The organism is Agromyces sp. PvR057 (assembly GCF_040547485.1).
Classification (GTDB): domain Bacteria; phylum Actinomycetota; class Actinomycetes; order Actinomycetales; family Microbacteriaceae; genus Agromyces.
On the sequence record NZ_JBEPPT010000002.1, the window covers coordinates 563,771 to 579,810 of the forward strand.

Below are 16,040 nucleotides of genomic sequence, written 5' to 3' on the forward strand. Positions count from 1 at the left end.
ATGGCTACCGCGACCAACACCATCGACACCCTCGACGTCACCGGCAAGAAGTCCGGCACCGTTGAGCTCCCCGCCGAGCTCTTCGACGTGCAGACCAACGTGCCGCTGATCCACCAGGTCGTCGTCGCCCAGCTCGCCGCAGCGCGTCAGGGCACCCACAAGACCAAGACCCGTGGTGAGGTCTCCGGCGCCGGCCGCAAGCCGTTCAAGCAGAAGGGCACCGGCCGCGCTCGTCAGGGCTCGATCCGTGCTCCTCAGATGACCGGTGGTGGCATCGTCCACGGCCCGCAGCCGCGTGACTACTCGCAGCGCACCCCCAAGAAGATGATCGCCGCTGCCCTGCTCGGCGCGCTCTCCGACCGCGCCCGCGGTGGCCGCATCCACGCGGTCGAGGGCTTCGTCGCCGGCGACGTCGCGAAGACGAAGGACGCCCTCGCGCTGCTGACGTCGATCGCGCCGGCCAAGCACTACCTCGTGGTGCTGGCTCGCGGCGAGGAGCTCGCCGAGCGCGCTGTCCGCAACATCCCGACCGTGCACTCGCTGTCGGTCGACCAGCTGAACGCCTACGACGTGCTCGTCTCGGACGACATCGTCTTCAGCACCGCTGCGCTCGAGGCGTTCATCGCCTCGAAGACGGCGAAGAAGGAAGAGGTCTCCGCATGAGTGCCGCACACAACAAGGACCCGCGCGACATCATCATCGCGCCGGTCGTCTCGGAGAAGAGCTACGGCCTGATCGACGAGGGCAAGTACACGTTCACCGTGGACCCCCGCTCGAACAAGACCGAGATCAAGCTCGCCATCGAGAAGATCTTCAACGTCCAGGTGGCGTCGATCAACACTCTGAACCGTCAGGGCAAGACCCGCCGTACCCGGTTCGGCATGGGCAAGCGCAAGGACACCAAGCGCGCGATCGTCACCCTCAAGTCCGGCTCGATCGACATCTTCACGGCTGTCGGCTAAGGAGCAGAGGAAGAACATGGCTATTCGTAAGTACAAGCCCACGACCCCTGGTCGTCGCGGTTCCTCGGTCGCCGACTTCGCGGAGATCACGCGTTCGACGCCCGAGAAGTCGCTGCTCAAGCCGCTCTCCAAGACCGGTGGCCGCAACAACCAGGGTCGCATCACGACCCGTCACATCGGTGGTGGCCACAAGCGCCAGTACCGCGTGATCGACTTCCGTCGCAACGACAAGGACGGCGTGCCGGCCAAGGTCGCTCACATCGAGTACGACCCCAACCGCACCGCCCGCATCGCGCTGCTCCACTTCGTGGACGGCACGAAGCGCTACATCCTCGCGCCGAACAAGCTGCAGCAGGGCGACCCGATCGAATCGGGCGCCGGTGCCGACATCAAGCCCGGCAACAACCTGCCGCTGAAGAACATCCCGACGGGTACCGTCATCCACGCGATCGAGCTCCGTCCCGGTGGCGGCGCCAAGCTGGCCCGCTCGGCCGGTACGTCGGTGCGTCTCGTCGCCAAGGACGGCCCCTACGCGCAGCTCCGCCTGCCGTCGGGCGAGATCCGCAACGTCGATGCGCGCTGCCGCGCGACCATCGGCGAGGTCGGCAACGCCGAGCAGTCGAACATCAACTGGGGCAAGGCCGGCCGCAAGCGCTGGAAGGGCGTCCGCCCGACCGTGCGTGGTGTCGCGATGAACCCGATCGACCACCCGCACGGTGGTGGTGAGGGCAAGACCTCCGGTGGTCGCCACCCGGTCAGCCCCTGGGGCAAGTCCGAGGGACGCACTCGTCGCCCCAACAAGGAAAGCGACAAGCTCATCGTCCGTCGTCGCACCGTCGGCAAGAAGCGCAAGTAGGAGTAAGAGAAGATGCCTCGCAGTCTTAAGAAGGGCCCCTTCGTCGACGAGCACCTGCTTCGCAAGGTCGTCGTCCAGAACGAAGCCGGTTCCAAGAACGTCATCAAGACGTGGTCCCGTCGCTCGATGATCATCCCGGCCATGCTCGGGCACACGATCGCCGTGCACGACGGCCGCAAGCACATCCCGGTGTTCGTCACCGAGACCATGGTGGGTCACAAGCTCGGAGAGTTCGCCCCCACCCGCACCTTCCGTGGACACGTGAAGGATGACAAGAAGGGTCGCCGCCGCTGACGCGGGGGCGAAAAGGAGGAGAGAAATGGTGGAGTCGATCGCACGCGTGCGTCACATCCGCGTGACCCCCATGAAGGCCCGTCGCGTCGTCAACCTGATCCGCGGCAAGCAGGCGCAGGAGGCACTCGCCATCCTGAAGTTCGCACCCCAGAGTGCGAGCGAGCCGGTGTACAAGCTCGTCGCCTCGGCCATCGCGAATGCTCGCGTCAAGGCCGATGCAACGAACACCTATCTGGACGAGCAGGACCTCTACATCAGCCGCGCATTCGTCGATGAGGGCACCACCCTCAAGCGTTTCCAGCCGCGTGCCCAGGGTCGTGCCTTCCGCATCAACAAGCGAACGAGCCACATCACCGTCGTGCTCGCCACGCCCGAGGAGGGTACGAAGTAATGGGTCAGAAGGTAAACCCGTACGGCTTCCGTCTCGGCATCACCACCGACCATGTGTCGCGGTGGTTCTCCGATTCGACCAAGCCCGGACAGCGCTACGCCGACTACCTCGCTGAGGACGTCAAGATCCGTCGCCTGCTCCAGACGTCGCTCGACCGCGCGGGAGTCTCGCGCATCGAGATCGAGCGCACCCGTGACCGCGTTCGTGTGGACATCCACACCGCGCGTCCCGGCATCGTGATCGGCCGCCGCGGCGCCGAGGCCGAGCGCATCCGCGCCGACCTCGAGAAGCTGAGCGGCAAGCAGATCCAGCTCAACATCCTCGAGGTCAAGAACCCCGAGGCCGACGCCCAGCTCGTCGCGCAGGGCATCGCCGAGCAGCTCTCCGCTCGTGTGGCATTCCGCCGCGCGATGCGCAAGGGCCTGCAGGGTGCTCAGCGCGCAGGCGCCAAGGGTGTCCGCATCCAGGTCTCCGGCCGCCTCGGCGGCGCCGAGATGAGCCGCTCGGAGTTCTACCGCGAAGGCCGTGTGCCCCTGCACACGCTCCGCGCGAACATCGACTACGGCTTCTACGAGGCGAAGACCACCTTCGGCCGCATCGGCGTGAAGGTCTGGATCTACAAGGGCGACATCACCAACAAGGAGCTCGCACGCGAGCAGGCTTCGCAGAAGCCGTCGCGTGGCGACCGCAATGACCGTCCCCGCCGTGCGCCCAAGGCGCAGGAGCCGGTGGCAGCAGGAGTTGAGGCATAACCATGTTGATTCCCCGTCGAGTCAAGTACCGCAAGCAGCACCACCCCGGCCGCTCCGGCCAGGCCACCGGTGGCACCAAGGTGTCGTTCGGTGAGTATGGCATCCAGGCGCTGACGCCCGCTTACGTGACCAACCGTCAGATCGAGTCCGCTCGTATCGCGATGACGCGTCACATCAAGCGTGGCGGCAAGGTGTGGATCAACATCTACCCCGACCGTCCGCTCACGAAGAAGCCCGCCGAGACCCGCATGGGTTCCGGCAAGGGCTCGCCCGAGTGGTGGGTCGCCAACGTCAAGCCGGGTCGAGTCCTCTTCGAGGTCTCTGGCGTCTCCGAGGAACTCGCTCGTGAGGCCCTGACCCGTGCCATCCACAAGCTGCCCCTCAAGGCACGCATCATCAAGCGCGAGGAGGGCGACGCATAATGTCCGTCGGAACGAAGGAGCTCGCCACTGTCGAGCTCGACACCTTTGAAGACGAGCGACTCGTCGACGAGCTGAAGAAGGCCAAGGAAGAGCTGTTCAACCTGCGCTTCCAGTCGGCCACCGGCCAGCTCGAGAGCCACGGCCGCCTGCGCGCGGTCAAGCGCGACATCGCCCGCATCTACACGGTCATCCGTGAGCGCGAGCTCGGCATCCGTGCCACTCCCGCACCGGTCGAGGCTCCGGCCAAGGCTGAGAAGAAGACGAAGAAGGCCAAGGCCGAGGCGGAAGCCCCTGCTGAGGCCGCAGAGACGAAGGAGGCCTGATCATGGCTGAGACCAAGAAGGCTGCTGCAGCCGAGGTCGCCGAGTCGGCCGAACTCGTTCGCGGCTACCGCAAGGTGCGTCGCGGGTACGTCGTCAGCGACAAGATGGACAAGACCATCGTCGTCGAGGTCGAAGACCGCGTGAAGCACCCCCTGTACGGCAAGGTCATCCGCCGCACCTCGAAGGTCAAGGCTCACGACGAGCAGAACTCCGCCGGCATCGGCGACCTCGTCGTGATCTCCGAGACCCGTCCGCTCTCCGCCACGAAGCGCTGGCGCCTCGTCGAGATCGCCGAGAAGGCCAAGTAAGCCTCTGGCTTACTTGAGAGAAGGAGACAACTGTGCTTCAGCAGGAATCACGAGTCAAGGTCGCCGACAACACCGGCGCCAAGGTACTGCTCACCATTCGCGTGCTCGGCGGGTCGAAGCGTCGCTACGCCGGCCTGGGTGACGTCATCGTCGCCACGGTCAAGGACGCGATCCCCGGTGGCAACGTCAAGAAGGGCGATGTCGTCAAGGCCGTCATCGTCCGCACCGTCAAGGAGACCCGTCGTCCCGACGGTTCCTACATCAAGTTCGATGAGAACGCCGCGGTGATCCTGAAGAACGACGGCGAGCCTCGCGGCACCCGTATCTTCGGACCGGTCGGTCGCGAGCTTCGCGACAAGAAGTTCATGAAGATCATCTCGCTGGCACCGGAGGTTATCTAGTCATGGCCAACATCAAGAAGGGTGACCTCGTTCAGGTCATCTCGGGCCGCAGCCAGGCTCGCGGCGGAGACCGCGGCAAGCAGGGCAAGGTCATCGAGGTGCTCGTCGCCGAGAACCGCGTCGTCGTGCAGGGTGTGAACTTCGTCACCAAGCACGTGCGCGTCGGCCAGACGCAGCGCGGCTCGAAGACCGGCGGCATCGAGACCCACGAGGCCCCGATCCACGTCTCGAACGTCGCGCTCGTCGACCCCGAGACGAAGAAGCCGACCCGCGTCGGCTTCCGCGAAGAGCAGATCACGAAGGACGGCGTCACCAAGACGGTCCGCGTTCGTTACGCAAAGAAGTCAGGCAAGGACATCTGATGACCGACACGGTTACGCAGGCTGGCAAAATCCAGCCGCGACTGAAGACCAAGTACCGTTCCGAGATCACCAAGGCCCTCACCGAGGAGCACGGGTACACCAACGTGCACCAGGTTCCGGGTCTCGTGAAGATCGTCGTGAACATGGGTGTCGGCGAGGCCGCTCGCGATGGCAAGGTCATCGACGGCGCGATCGCCGATCTCACCAAGATCACGGGCCAGAAGCCGCAGGTCACCAAGGCCCGCAAGTCCATCGCGCAGTTCAAGCTGCGCGAGGGCCAGGCGATCGGCACGCACGTCACGCTGCGCGGCGACCGCATGTGGGAGTTCCTGGACCGCCTGCTCTCGCTCGCGCTGCCCCGAATCCGCGACTTCCGCGGTCTCTCGGACGCGCAGTTCGACGGCAACGGCAACTACACCTTCGGTCTCACGGAGCAGTCCGTGTTCCACGAGATCGACCAGGACAAGATCGACCGCGTCCGCGGCATGGACATCACTGTGGTGACCACTGCCAAGAGCGACGCCGAGGGCCGCTCGCTGCTCAAGCAGCTGGGCTTCCCCTTCCGGTCGGCCGAGTCCTCCAACTGAACATCGGATGCCGCGGGGTTCGACCCCGCGGCATCCGTGTCCGGTTCGACACCCGTCGAATCGGTGACACCACAGGTCAACACTCGCGTAACGGGTGCTGAAACCTGGTGAACGTAAGGAAACATCTGTCATGACGATGACCGACCCGGTCGCTGACATGCTGACCCGCCTTCGCAATGCGAACTCGGCACACCACGACTCCGTGACGATGCCGAACTCCAAGCTGAAGTCGCACATCGCCGACATCCTCACCAAAGAGGGCTACATCTCGGGCTTCGAGGTCACCGACGCTCGCGTCGGCACCGAGCTCACGCTGACCCTCAAGTTCGGCCCGAATCGCGAGCGCTCCATCGTGGGCATCAAGCGCGTCTCGAAGCCCGGCCTCCGCGTCTACGCGAAGTCGACCGAGATCCCCAAGGTGCTCGGCGGCCTCGGCGTCGCGATCCTGTCCACTTCCAGCGGTCTTCTGACCGACCGCCAGGCCGAGAAGAAGGGCGTGGGTGGGGAAGTCCTCGCCTACGTGTGGTAATTCCATGTCACGAATCGGACGACTTCCCATCGACATCCCCGCGGGTGTCGAGGTCAAGGTCGACGGCTCCGCCGTCAACGTCAAGGGCCCCAAGGGCGAGCTCTCGCTCACCGTTGCCTCGCCCATCGAGGCCAAGGTCGAGGCGAACCAGGTGCTCGTCACCCGCCCCGACGACGAGCGCGCATCGCGTTCGCTGCACGGCCTGACCCGCACGCTCATCGCGAACCAGATCATCGGCGTCACCGAGGGCTACTCCAAGGGCCTCGAGATCGTCGGTACCGGTTACCGCGTCGCGCAGAAGGGCACTGCGATCGAGTTCGCGCTCGGTTTCTCGCACCCCGTCACCGTCGAGGCGCCTGCCGGCATCACGCTGACCGTCGAGGGCAACAACAAGCTCACGGTCGCTGGTATCGACAAGCAGGCCGTCGGCGAGACCGCCGCGAACATCCGCAAGATCAAGAAGCCCGAGCCCTACAAGGGCAAGGGCATCCGCTACGCCGGCGAGGTCGTGCGTCGCAAGGCCGGAAAGTCAGGTAAGTAATCATGGCTGTGAAGACCAAGACGGCTGCGCGTTCGCGCCGCCACACCCGCCTTCGCAAGAAGGTCGTCGGCACCGAGCTGCGCCCGCGCCTCGTCGTCACCCGCTCGGCCCGTCACGTGTTCGTGCAGGTCGTCGACGACAGCAAGGGCCTGACGGTCGCCAGCGCCTCGACCATGGAGGCAGACCTCCGTGCGTTCGACGGTGACAAGACCGCCAAGGCCAAGAAGGTCGGCGAGCTCGTCGCAGAGCGCGCGAAGCAGGCCGGCGTCGAGTCGGTCGTCTTCGACCGCGGCGGCAACAAGTACGCCGGTCGTGTCGCAGCGATCGCCGATGGAGCGCGAGAGGCAGGGCTCAACCTGTGAGTGAGAACACTGTTAAGGAGACCGAGGTGACTGCAGAGGCACCCGTCGAGACGGCTGCTGCTTCTGAGCCGGCTCGCAACGAGCGCGACAACCGTCGTGGCGGCGGTCGTGACCGCAACCAGGGTGGCCGCGACCGCGGTGGCCGTGACGCCGAGAAGAGCCAGTTCCTCGAGCGCGTCGTGACCATCAACCGCGTCTCGAAGGTCGTCAAGGGCGGTCGTCGCTTCAGCTTCACGGCGCTCGTCGTCGTTGGCGATGGCAACGGCCTCGTGGGCGTCGGCTACGGCAAGGCCCGCGAAGTCCCGACCGCGATCTCGAAGGGCGTCGAGGAGGCGAAGAAGAACTTCTTCCGCGTCCCGCGCATCGGCGCGACCATTCCCCACCCCGTCCAGGGTGAGGCCGCGGCCGGCGTCGTGCTCCTGCGTCCGGCATCGCCCGGTACCGGTGTCATCGCCGGTGGTCCCGTGCGCGCCGTGCTCGAGTGCGCCGGCATCCACGACGTGCTGAGCAAGTCGCTCGGCTCGTCGAACACGATCAACATCGTGCACGCAACGGTCGAGGCCCTGAAGCAGCTCGAAGAGCCGCGCGCAGTGGCCGCCCGCCGTGGTCTCGCCTACGACGAGGTCGCACCGGCCCGTCTGCTGCGTGCCGAGGCTCAGGCGGCCGAGGCCGCTGCAGCAGCGAAGGCAGGTGCCTGATGGCCAAGCAGCTCAAGGTGACCCAGATCAAGTCCAAGGTGAGCGAGAAGCAGTACCAGCGTGACACGCTGCGGAGCCTCGGACTCAAGCGAATCGGCCAGTCGGTCGTACGTGAGGACAACCCGCAGAACCGCGGGTACGTCAACACGGTCGCTCACCTCGTGAAGGTTGAGGAGATTGACTAATGGCTGACGAGAACATCGACGCCACCGCAGAAGCCCCCAAGAAGGCTCCCGCGAAGAAGGCTGCGGCCAAGCCCGCCGCCGAGAAGGCCGCAGCCCCCAAGGCTGCTGCCAAGAAGGCGCCGGCCAAGGCCGCCGCTGCGAAGGCCGACGACGCGGCTGCCGAGAAGGCTCCCGCGAAGAAGGCTCCCGCCAAGAAGGCCGCTCCCAAGGCCGACGTCGCCGAGAAGCGCGAGCAGGTCCTGAAGGTGCACCACCTTCGTCCGGCTCCCGGTGCCAAGAAGGACAAGACCCGCGTCGGACGCGGTGAGGGTTCGAAGGGCAAGACGGCCGGTCGCGGCACCAAGGGCTCGAAGGCCCGCAACAACATCCGCCCCGGTTTCGAGGGTGGACAGCTTCCGTACCACATGCGTGCGCCGAAGCTCCGCGGCTTCAAGAACCCGTTCCGCGTGGAGTACCAGGTCGTGAACCTGGACAAGCTGGCCGAGCTCTACCCGAAGGGCGGCGATGTCACCATCGCCGATCTCGTCGAGAAGGGCGCCGTCCGCAAGAACGAGCGCGTCAAGGTGCTCGGCAACGGTGACCTCCAGGTCAAGCTCAACGTCGCCGTCGACAAGGTCTCCGGCTCTGCTGAGCAGAAGATCGTCGCCGCCGGCGGCTCGGTCAAGTAAGACCAAAGCACCACATCGAGTTCGAGCCTGTCGGGACCTCGCGTATGATTCACGGGGGTCTCGACAGGCTCGAGCCATATTTGGACTGACTCCATGACGGAGCAACAGGAGGACGAGTGTTCAACGCCATCGGGCGGATCTTCCGCACGCCGGATCTTCGCCGCAAGCTCGGGTTCACGCTGGGCATCGTCGCCCTGTTCCGACTCGGCTCGTTCATCCCGGCGCCGTTCGTGGATTTCGGGAACGTGCAGGCCTGTCTCGCGGCGAGCCAGAGCACGACCGGGCTCTACGAGCTCGTCAACCTCTTCTCCGGCGGCGCGCTGCTCCAGCTCTCGATCTTCGCGCTGGGCATCATGCCGTACATCACGGCCTCGATCATCGTGCAGCTCCTGCGCGTGGTCATCCCCCACTTCGAGACCCTCTACAAGGAGGGCCAGTCGGGCCAGGGTCGTCTCACGCAGTACACCCGCTACCTGACGATCGCCCTCGGCGTCCTGCAGTCGACGACGCTGATCACGGTCGCCCGCTCCGGCGCCCTGTTCCCGTCGGGTGACCCCTCGTGCTCGCAGCTGATCACGAACGACGCCTGGTACGCGATCCTGCTCATGGTCATCACCATGACGGCCGGTACCGGCCTGATCATGTGGATGGGCGAGCTCATCACCGAGCGCGGCATCGGCAACGGCATGTCGCTCCTGATCTTCACGTCGATCGCCTCGACGTTCCCCGGCTCGCTGTGGTCGATCGCCCAGGCGCGCGGCCTCGACACCTTCTTCGTGGTGCTCGCGGTCGGACTCGTGATCGTCGTCGCCGTGGTGTTCGTCGAGCAGTCCCAGCGGCGCGTCCCGGTGCAGTACGCCAAGCGCATGGTGGGTCGCCGCACCTACGGCGGCAACAACACGTACATCCCGATCAAGGTCAACATGGCCGGCGTCGTGCCCGTGATCTTCGCCTCGTCGCTGCTGTACCTGCCCGCGCTCATCGCGCAGTTCAACCAGCCGGCAGCCGGCGAGGAGCCGCAGGCCTGGGTCGTGTGGATCACGAACTACCTCACCAAGGGCGACCACCCGCTTTACATGCTCCTGTACTTCCTGCTCATCGTCGGGTTCACGTACTTCTACGTGGCGATCACCTTCAACCCCGACGAGGTCGCCGAGAACATGAAGAAGTACGGCGGCTTCATCCCCGGCATCCGCGCCGGTCGCCCGACGGCCGAGTACCTCGACTACGTGCTGACCCGCGTCACGCTGCCCGGCTCGCTCTACCTCGGCCTGATCGCGCTCATCCCGCTGATCGCCCTGAGCCTCGTCGGCGCCAACGCGAACTTCCCGTTCGGCGGCGCTTCGATCCTCATCATCGTGGGCGTCGGGCTCGAGACCGTGAAGCAGATCGATGCGCAGCTCCAGCAGCGCCACTACGAAGGACTCCTCCGATGAGCGCGACGTCGAATGGTTCCGCACGCTTCCTGATCGTCGGTCCGCAGGGCTCGGGCAAGGGAACGCAGGGCGTGCTCGTCGCAGAGGCGTTCGGGGTTCCGCAGGTCGCGACGGGCGACATCTTCCGTGCGAACGTCTCGGGCGGCACCGAACTCGGCAAGCGCGTGCAGGCCATCATCGAGGCAGGGGACCTGGTTCCCGACGCCCTCACGAGCGAGCTCGTGCGCGACCGGCTCGCGCAGCCCGATGCGGCCGGCGGGTTCCTCCTCGACGGCTATCCGCGCAACCGCGGGCAGGTCGACGACCTCTCCGGCTTCCTCGCCGGTCGCGGTGAAGCACTCGACGCCGTGATCGAGCTCGAGGTGCCGCGCGATGAGAGCATCGCCCGCCTTCGAGAGCGCGCCGTCCAGCAGGGCCGCACCGACGACACCGAAGAGGTCATCGCGAACCGCCTGGCGATCTACGAGCGCGAGACGGCGCCCATTCTCGACGTCTACCGCGAGCAGGGCCTCGTGGTGCGCATCGACGGCGTCGGATCGCTCGACGAGGTCACGCAGCGCATCTTCGACGCACTCGCGGGCCGCGGCCTCGTGGCCGAGCGCTCGGGCGGCAACGGCGCGGCTGCCTGACCCGGCGTGTTCCGGCGTTCGATCTACAAGTCCGCGCACGACCTGCGCGCGATGCGCCCGGCCGGTGCCGCCACTGCGGCGGCGCTGGCCGAGGCGCGACGCCTGATCACGCCCGGCGCCACCGGTCTCGACCTCGACGTCGCGGCCGAGCGGATCATCACCGCACTCGGTGGTCGATCGAACTTCAAGCTCGAACCCGGCTACAGCCACACCCTGTGCGTCTCGGTCGACGATGACGTGGTGCACGGGATCCCGAACGATCGTCCCTTCCGTCCCGGCGCGATCGTCTCGGTCGACGGCGGCGCAGAGGTCGACGGATGGAACGGCGACTCCGCGTTCACGGTGGTCATCCCCGATCCCGAGCGGCCGGAACTCGTGGCCTCGCGAACCCGACTCAGCCAGGTGACGGAGGGTTCGCTCTGGCGGGGCATCGCCGCCCTGGCAACGGCCCGCAGGCTCAACGAGGTCGGCGATGCGATCGAGGAGTACATCGAGGACGCCGGCGAGTACGGCATCCTCACCGAGTACGTGGGTCACGGCATCGGTCGCTCGATGCACGAGGAGCCGCCGGTCTTCAACTACCGGGTCGATCGACGAGGGGCTGCGGTGCGACCTGGTCTCGTCGTCGCGATCGAGCCGATGGTCGTCGCGGGGTCGATCGAGACGTTCATCCGCGACGACGGCTGGACCGTGACCACCTCCGACGGCGCCGACTCCGCGCACTGGGAGCATTCCGTCGCCGTGCACGACGACGGCATCTGGGTGCTCACCGCCGAGGACGGCGGGGCGGCCGGCCTCGCCCCGTTCGGCATCGTGCCGGTCGCGATCCCCTGACCCGGGTTCATCGGCGCTACGCCGGGCCGACCATGGCTCGATAGGGTGAAGGCGGGGGAGCGTCTGTGCTCGCGCGACGCCGATCGAACGCAGGAGAGGGGCGACGATGCAACTCAGGGGGACCGGAGTCGGGGGCGGCATCGCGATCGGTCGAGTGCTGCGCATGGCGGATCCGCTGCCGGAGCCCGTCGACCGCCCGAGCGATCGAACGCCGGACGTCGAGGCCGAGCGTGCCGCCCACGCGCTCGTGGCGACCGCGACCGACCTTGCGGAGCGTGGGCGACACACCGGCGGCGCCGCGAAGGACGTGCTCGAGGCGCAGGCCCTCATGGCCGCCGATCCGACGCTCGCCACCGAGGTCGCGAATCGAGTGCGAGGCGGCGCCACGGCCGAGCGGGCGGTGTTCGACGCGTTCGCCGGCTATCGGGACACGCTCGCGGGAATGGGCGGGTACCTCGCCGAGCGGGCCGCCGATCTCGACGACATCTCGCAGCGCGTGCGTGCCCAACTCGCCGGGGTGGCCGCGCCGGGTGTGCCGTCGCCCGGACATCCGTTCGTGCTGGTCGCCCGCGACCTCTCACCGGCCGACACCGCGACCCTCGACCTCGATCAGGTACGCGCGCTCATCACCGCCGAGGGCGGCCCAACCTCGCACACCGCGATCCTGGCCCGCGAGAAGTCCGTCGTCGCGATCGTCGGCGTGCATGACGCGGCGACGCTCTCCGACGGCGACCTCGTCATCGTCGATGCGGGTTCCGACGCGGTCATCGCCGCACCGACGACCGAGCAGGTCGCCGACGCCGAGCGTCGCATCGCGGAGCGTGCGGCGATCGCCGCGGCGCCGCCCGAGCCGGGGCGGCTCGCCGACGGCACGCCCGTGCCGCTCCTGGCCAACCTCGGATCGGCGGCCGGTGCCGAGGAGGCGGTGCGGCTCGGCGCCGAGGGAGTCGGCCTGTTCCGCACCGAGTTCCTCTTCCTCGATGCCGACCGTGCGCCGACCGTCGACGAACAGCGCGCCGAGTACGTGCGCCTGCTCGAGGCGTTCCCGGGCCGGAAGGTCGTGGTCCGGGTGCTCGACGCGGGCGCGGACAAGCCCCTCTCGTTCGTCAACGACGACGTCGAGCCGAACCCGGCGCTCGGACTCCGCGGCATCCGTGCGCTTCGCGCAGCCGAACCGGTGCTGCGCGACCAGCTCACCGCCCTCGCCCTTGCGGATGCCTCGACCGACGCGGATCTCGAGGTGATGGCGCCGATGGTGGCGACCGTCGAGGAGGCGCGCTACTTCACGACGCTCGCGAAGGAGCTCGGCATCCGGGTCGCCGGCGTCATGGTCGAGACTCCCGCGGCCGCGCTCATCGCCGACCGGGTGCTCGCCGCGACGGACTTCGCCTCGATCGGCACGAACGACCTGGCGCAGTACACGATGGCGGCGGATCGCCTGCTCGGCTCGGTCGCGGCGCTGCAGGACCCCTGGCATCCGGCCGTGCTGCGGCTCATCGGGGAGGTGGGCGCCGCGGGTGCCGGAAGCGGTCGACCCGTCGGCGTCTGCGGCGAGGCGGCCGCGGATCCGCTGCTCGCGGTCGTGCTCGTCGGGCTCGGCGTGACGTCGCTGTCGATGTCGCCGTCGGCGATCGCCGACGTCCGCTCGTCGCTCCTCGGGTACACCCGGGAGGATGCCGGACGGTTCGCCCGCATCGCGCTCGCGGCGGACGGCGCGAGCGAGGCGAAGCTGGCCGTGCGCGAGGCGGCCTCGGCCCTGCGAGGCGAGAGCGGCACCGGTTCGCTTAATCGCGGGGGATGACGTAAAGTTGACCCTTGGTGCTCTGCACGTGCGCCTTGGCATGCCCGACATCCCGTCGCGCGGCCCTGGTCGACACTGAGCATCATCGCACGACCAGCATCCCAAACTCCAAGCGATAGTGAGGCTATGGCCAAGAAAGACGGCGTCATCGAGATCGAGGGCTCGGTCATCGAGGCTCTCCCGAACGCGATGTTCCGGGTTGAGCTCACGAACGGGCACAAGGTTCTCGCACACATCTCAGGCAAGATGCGTCAGCACTACATCCGCATCCTCCCCGAGGACCGCGTGATCGTGGAGCTGAGCCCCTACGACCTGACCCGCGGCCGGATCGTCTACCGCTACAAGTAAGCCTGCTGGAAAGTAACGGCCCGAGGCACCCCGCGGGCACGAAGACAGCGAATCCAAGGAAACACTCATGAAGGTCAACCCCTCCGTCAAGCCCATCTGCGACAAGTGCAAGGTCATCCGCCGCCACGGCAACGTCATGGTGATCTGCGAGAACCCGCGCCACAAGCAGCGCCAGGGCTAGTCAGAAGACTTTCGAACCGCCCCTCGGGCGCGGTTCGTCTCCATAACTGAACACTGCATATCGGCAACACCAGAACCACGGCATCTCCGGATGCCGCGGGGACACCTCGGGGCGGAGGCCCGAGCACCGGTGTTGCTCCACACCTCCACTTCGAAAACAGGAGAAGCCGAACATGGCACGTCTTGCAGGAGTCGACATCCCGCGCGAGAAGCGCGTGGAGATCGCACTCACCTACATCTACGGCGTCGGCCGCACGCGCGCGCTCGAGACGCTCGCGGAGACCGGTATCGACGGGAACATCCGCGTCAAGGACCTCAGCGACGACCAGCTCGTCGCGCTGCGCGACTACATCGAGGGCAACTACAAGGTTGAGGGTGACCTCCGCCGCGAGGTGGCCGCCGACATCCGCCGCAAGGTAGAGATCGGCTCGTACGAGGGCATCCGCCACCGTCGCGGCCTCCCGGTCCGCGGTCAGCGCACCAAGACCAACGCTCGTACCCGCAAGGGCCCGAAGCGCACCGTCGCCGGCAAGAAGAAGCCCGGCCGCAAGTAACCGCTCGTCGCCAGATCTAGGAGATTTCACACATGGCAGCATCCAAGGCGGCTACTCGCAAGCCGCGCAAGAAGGAAAAGAAGAACATCGCCGTGGGCCAGGCCCACATCAAGTCGACGTTCAACAACACGATCGTCTCGATCACCGACACCTCCGGTGCCGTGATCAGCTGGGCCTCCTCCGGTGGCGTCGGCTTCAAGGGTTCGCGCAAGTCGACCCCGTTCGCCGCGCAGCTCGCCGCCGAGTCGGCCGCCCGCCAGGCGCAGGAGCACGGCATGAAGAAGGTCGACGTCTTCGTCAAGGGCCCCGGCTCGGGCCGTGAGACCGCGATCCGCTCGCTCCAGGCCGCAGGCCTCGAGGTCGGCAGCATCAACGACGTGACGCCCCAGGCGCACAACGGCTGCCGCCCGCCCAAGCGTCGCCGCGTCTAAGCACTCCTCGTCGGTCGAGTAGGGCGCCTGCGCCCGCATCGGGACCCCGCGACATCCGCGGGTCCCGGTGCGGCCCCGAAGGGCCCACTCGACCGGCGACACGCACTCTCTACAACTCAAGATCCTCGAACTCGCAGGTGTCATATAGCGGACACCCTGCCGAAAGGAATCCACAGTGCTGATCGCACAGCGTCCGACGCTCACCGAAGAGAACATCTCGGAGTTCCGTTCGCGTTTCGTGATCGAGCCCCTCGAGCCGGGCTTCGGTTACACCCTGGGCAACTCGCTCCGGCGTACGCTCCTCTCGTCCATCCCCGGCGCGGCTGTCACCAGCATCCGCATCGACGGCGTGCTGCACGAGTTCTCGACCGTTCCCGGTGTGCGTGAAGACGTCACCGAGATCATCCTGAACATCAAGAACCTGGTCGTCTCGAGCGAGCACGACGAGCCCATCACGGCATACCTGCGCAAGCAGGGCGCAGGTGAGGTCACCGCTGCGGACATCTCCGCTCCGGCAGGCGTCGAGGTGCACAACCCCGACCTCGTCATCGCGACGCTCAACGAGTCGGCGAAGTTCGAGCTCGAGCTGACCATCGAGCGCGGCCGCGGTTACGTCTCGGCCAGCCAGAACCGCAACGAGTACTCCGAGGCCGGCCAGATCCCGGTCGACTCGATCTACTCGCCGGTGCTCAAGGTCACCTACCGCGTCGAGGCCACCCGTGCCGGCGAGCGCACCGACTTCGACCGCCTCGTGGTCGACGTCGAGTCCAAGCCCGCCATCAGCCCGCGCGACGCGATCGCGTCGGCTGGTCGGACGCTCACCGAGCTGTTCGGTCTGGCTCGCGAACTCAACGTCGCGGCCGAGGGCATCGAGATCGGCCCCGCGCCGGTCGACGCCGTGCTCTCGAGCGAGCTCTCGATCCCGATCGAGGACCTCGACCTCTCCGTGCGCAGCTACAACTGCCTCAAGCGCGAGGGCATCAACACCGTGTCCGAGCTCGTGGCCCTTTCGGAGTCGCAGCTCATGAACATCCGCAACTTCGGTCAGAAGTCGGTGGATGAGGTCAAGGACAAGCTCACCGAGATGGGTCTTTCGCTGAAGGACTCCGTCCCCGGATTCGACGGGGCCCACTTCTACACGGGCTTCGAAGAAGAGAACTAGTCCTTCGCGCCCCGCCGCACTGAA

27 protein-coding genes are annotated in these 16,040 nt (G+C 66.9%); all 27 read left to right on the plus strand.

Going from position 1 to position 16,040, the window contains the following annotated elements:
* The 27 genes from rplD (at position 1) to ABIC29_RS11925 (ending at position 16,016) form a co-directional block, all read left to right on the plus strand.
* A complete protein-coding gene (rplD, locus tag ABIC29_RS11795; RefSeq protein ID WP_354245561.1) occupies positions 1–663 on the plus strand; it encodes a 50S ribosomal protein L4 in 663 nt (220 codons plus the stop codon).
* Positions 660–962 (plus strand): 50S ribosomal protein L23, encoded by a 303-nt coding sequence (gene rplW, locus ABIC29_RS11800; RefSeq protein WP_022889726.1) that lies wholly within the window; start codon positions 660–662, stop codon positions 960–962. Before rplD ends, rplW begins: the two co-directional genes overlap by 4 nt.
* Before the next feature lie 16 nt (positions 963–978).
* The gene (gene rplB / locus ABIC29_RS11805; RefSeq protein ID WP_116083656.1) at positions 979–1,818 is read left to right on the plus strand and encodes a 50S ribosomal protein L2; all 840 of its coding nucleotides are present in this window, start codon (positions 979–981) and stop codon (positions 1,816–1,818) included.
* A gap of 12 nt (positions 1,819–1,830) precedes the next feature.
* Positions 1,831–2,112 (plus strand): 30S ribosomal protein S19, encoded by a 282-nt coding sequence (rpsS, locus tag ABIC29_RS11810; protein ID WP_022889728.1) that lies wholly within the window; start codon positions 1,831–1,833, stop codon positions 2,110–2,112.
* 25 nt (positions 2,113–2,137) lie between these two features.
* Positions 2,138–2,503, plus strand: a complete 366-nt coding sequence (rplV, locus tag ABIC29_RS11815; protein WP_055860181.1) for a 50S ribosomal protein L22 — start codon at positions 2,138–2,140, stop codon at positions 2,501–2,503.
* Positions 2,503–3,255, plus strand: a complete 753-nt coding sequence (gene rpsC / locus ABIC29_RS11820; RefSeq protein ID WP_055860178.1) for a 30S ribosomal protein S3 — start codon at positions 2,503–2,505, stop codon at positions 3,253–3,255. Before rplV ends, rpsC begins: the two co-directional genes overlap by 1 nt.
* A 2-nt stretch (positions 3,256–3,257) precedes the next feature.
* A complete protein-coding gene (gene rplP / locus ABIC29_RS11825; RefSeq protein ID WP_092967730.1) occupies positions 3,258–3,677 on the plus strand; it encodes a 50S ribosomal protein L16 in 420 nt (139 codons plus the stop codon).
* Positions 3,677–4,000 (plus strand): 50S ribosomal protein L29, encoded by a 324-nt coding sequence (rpmC, locus tag ABIC29_RS11830; protein ID WP_055860172.1) that lies wholly within the window; start codon positions 3,677–3,679, stop codon positions 3,998–4,000. The genes rplP and rpmC overlap by 1 nt, the downstream gene beginning before the upstream one ends.
* Positions 4,001–4,002: 2 nt before the next feature.
* Positions 4,003–4,308, plus strand: coding sequence for a 30S ribosomal protein S17 (rpsQ, locus tag ABIC29_RS11835; protein WP_055860169.1), 306 nt, complete (start codon positions 4,003–4,005; stop codon positions 4,306–4,308).
* A 32-nt stretch (positions 4,309–4,340) separates the two neighbouring features.
* Positions 4,341–4,709 (plus strand): 50S ribosomal protein L14, encoded by a 369-nt coding sequence (rplN, locus tag ABIC29_RS11840; RefSeq protein WP_116083653.1) that lies wholly within the window; start codon positions 4,341–4,343, stop codon positions 4,707–4,709.
* Positions 4,710–4,711: 2 nt separating this feature from the next.
* Positions 4,712–5,071, plus strand: a complete 360-nt coding sequence (rplX, locus tag ABIC29_RS11845) for a 50S ribosomal protein L24 (RefSeq protein WP_055860164.1) — start codon at positions 4,712–4,714, stop codon at positions 5,069–5,071.
* On the plus strand, positions 5,071–5,658 hold the full coding sequence (gene rplE, locus ABIC29_RS11850; RefSeq protein ID WP_116083651.1) for a 50S ribosomal protein L5: 588 nt from the start codon (positions 5,071–5,073) through the stop codon (positions 5,656–5,658). Before rplX ends, rplE begins: the two co-directional genes overlap by 1 nt.
* A 130-nt stretch (positions 5,659–5,788) precedes the next feature.
* Positions 5,789–6,187, plus strand: coding sequence for a 30S ribosomal protein S8 (gene rpsH, locus ABIC29_RS11855; RefSeq protein ID WP_116083649.1), 399 nt, complete (start codon positions 5,789–5,791; stop codon positions 6,185–6,187).
* A gap of 4 nt (positions 6,188–6,191) precedes the next feature.
* Positions 6,192–6,728 (plus strand): 50S ribosomal protein L6, encoded by a 537-nt coding sequence (gene rplF, locus ABIC29_RS11860; protein ID WP_116083646.1) that lies wholly within the window; start codon positions 6,192–6,194, stop codon positions 6,726–6,728.
* 2 nt (positions 6,729–6,730) lie between these two features.
* Positions 6,731–7,090, plus strand: a complete 360-nt coding sequence (rplR, locus tag ABIC29_RS11865; protein ID WP_055860153.1) for a 50S ribosomal protein L18 — start codon at positions 6,731–6,733, stop codon at positions 7,088–7,090.
* A 26-nt stretch (positions 7,091–7,116) separates the two neighbouring features.
* Entirely contained in the window at positions 7,117–7,788 is a 672-nt protein-coding gene (rpsE, locus tag ABIC29_RS11870; RefSeq protein WP_255353513.1) for a 30S ribosomal protein S5, read from the plus strand.
* Complete coding sequence (gene rpmD / locus ABIC29_RS11875) at positions 7,788–7,973, plus strand: 50S ribosomal protein L30 (protein WP_055860148.1); 186 nt, start codon at positions 7,788–7,790, stop codon at positions 7,971–7,973. The genes rpsE and rpmD overlap by 1 nt, the downstream gene beginning before the upstream one ends.
* On the plus strand, positions 7,973–8,641 hold the full coding sequence (gene rplO, locus ABIC29_RS11880) for a 50S ribosomal protein L15 (protein WP_116083644.1): 669 nt from the start codon (positions 7,973–7,975) through the stop codon (positions 8,639–8,641). The genes rpmD and rplO overlap by 1 nt, the downstream gene beginning before the upstream one ends.
* Positions 8,642–8,757: 116 nt before the next feature.
* Positions 8,758–10,077, plus strand: a complete 1,320-nt coding sequence (gene secY, locus ABIC29_RS11885) for a preprotein translocase subunit SecY (protein WP_116083642.1) — start codon at positions 8,758–8,760, stop codon at positions 10,075–10,077.
* The gene (locus ABIC29_RS11890) at positions 10,074–10,706 is read left to right on the plus strand and encodes an adenylate kinase (protein WP_116083639.1); all 633 of its coding nucleotides are present in this window, start codon (positions 10,074–10,076) and stop codon (positions 10,704–10,706) included. The genes secY and ABIC29_RS11890 overlap by 4 nt, the downstream gene beginning before the upstream one ends.
* A 6-nt stretch (positions 10,707–10,712) precedes the next feature.
* On the plus strand, positions 10,713–11,540 hold the full coding sequence (map, locus tag ABIC29_RS11895; RefSeq protein WP_116083637.1) for a type I methionyl aminopeptidase: 828 nt from the start codon (positions 10,713–10,715) through the stop codon (positions 11,538–11,540).
* A 106-nt stretch (positions 11,541–11,646) separates the two neighbouring features.
* Complete coding sequence (gene ptsP / locus ABIC29_RS11900) at positions 11,647–13,341, plus strand: phosphoenolpyruvate--protein phosphotransferase (RefSeq protein WP_354245575.1); 1,695 nt, start codon at positions 11,647–11,649, stop codon at positions 13,339–13,341.
* Positions 13,342–13,467: 126 nt separating this feature from the next.
* On the plus strand, positions 13,468–13,689 hold the full coding sequence (infA, locus tag ABIC29_RS11905) for a translation initiation factor IF-1 (RefSeq protein WP_011186713.1): 222 nt from the start codon (positions 13,468–13,470) through the stop codon (positions 13,687–13,689).
* 67 nt (positions 13,690–13,756) lie between these two features.
* The gene (rpmJ, locus tag ABIC29_RS11910; RefSeq protein WP_047561540.1) at positions 13,757–13,870 is read left to right on the plus strand and encodes a 50S ribosomal protein L36; all 114 of its coding nucleotides are present in this window, start codon (positions 13,757–13,759) and stop codon (positions 13,868–13,870) included.
* A 172-nt stretch (positions 13,871–14,042) separates the two neighbouring features.
* Positions 14,043–14,423, plus strand: a complete 381-nt coding sequence (gene rpsM, locus ABIC29_RS11915) for a 30S ribosomal protein S13 (protein ID WP_055860129.1) — start codon at positions 14,043–14,045, stop codon at positions 14,421–14,423.
* A 32-nt stretch (positions 14,424–14,455) separates the two neighbouring features.
* A complete protein-coding gene (gene rpsK / locus ABIC29_RS11920; protein WP_067878870.1) occupies positions 14,456–14,854 on the plus strand; it encodes a 30S ribosomal protein S11 in 399 nt (132 codons plus the stop codon).
* 175 nt (positions 14,855–15,029) lie between these two features.
* Positions 15,030–16,016, plus strand: a complete 987-nt coding sequence (locus ABIC29_RS11925; RefSeq protein ID WP_116083631.1) for a DNA-directed RNA polymerase subunit alpha — start codon at positions 15,030–15,032, stop codon at positions 16,014–16,016.
* Positions 16,017–16,040: the final 24 nt, after the last annotated feature.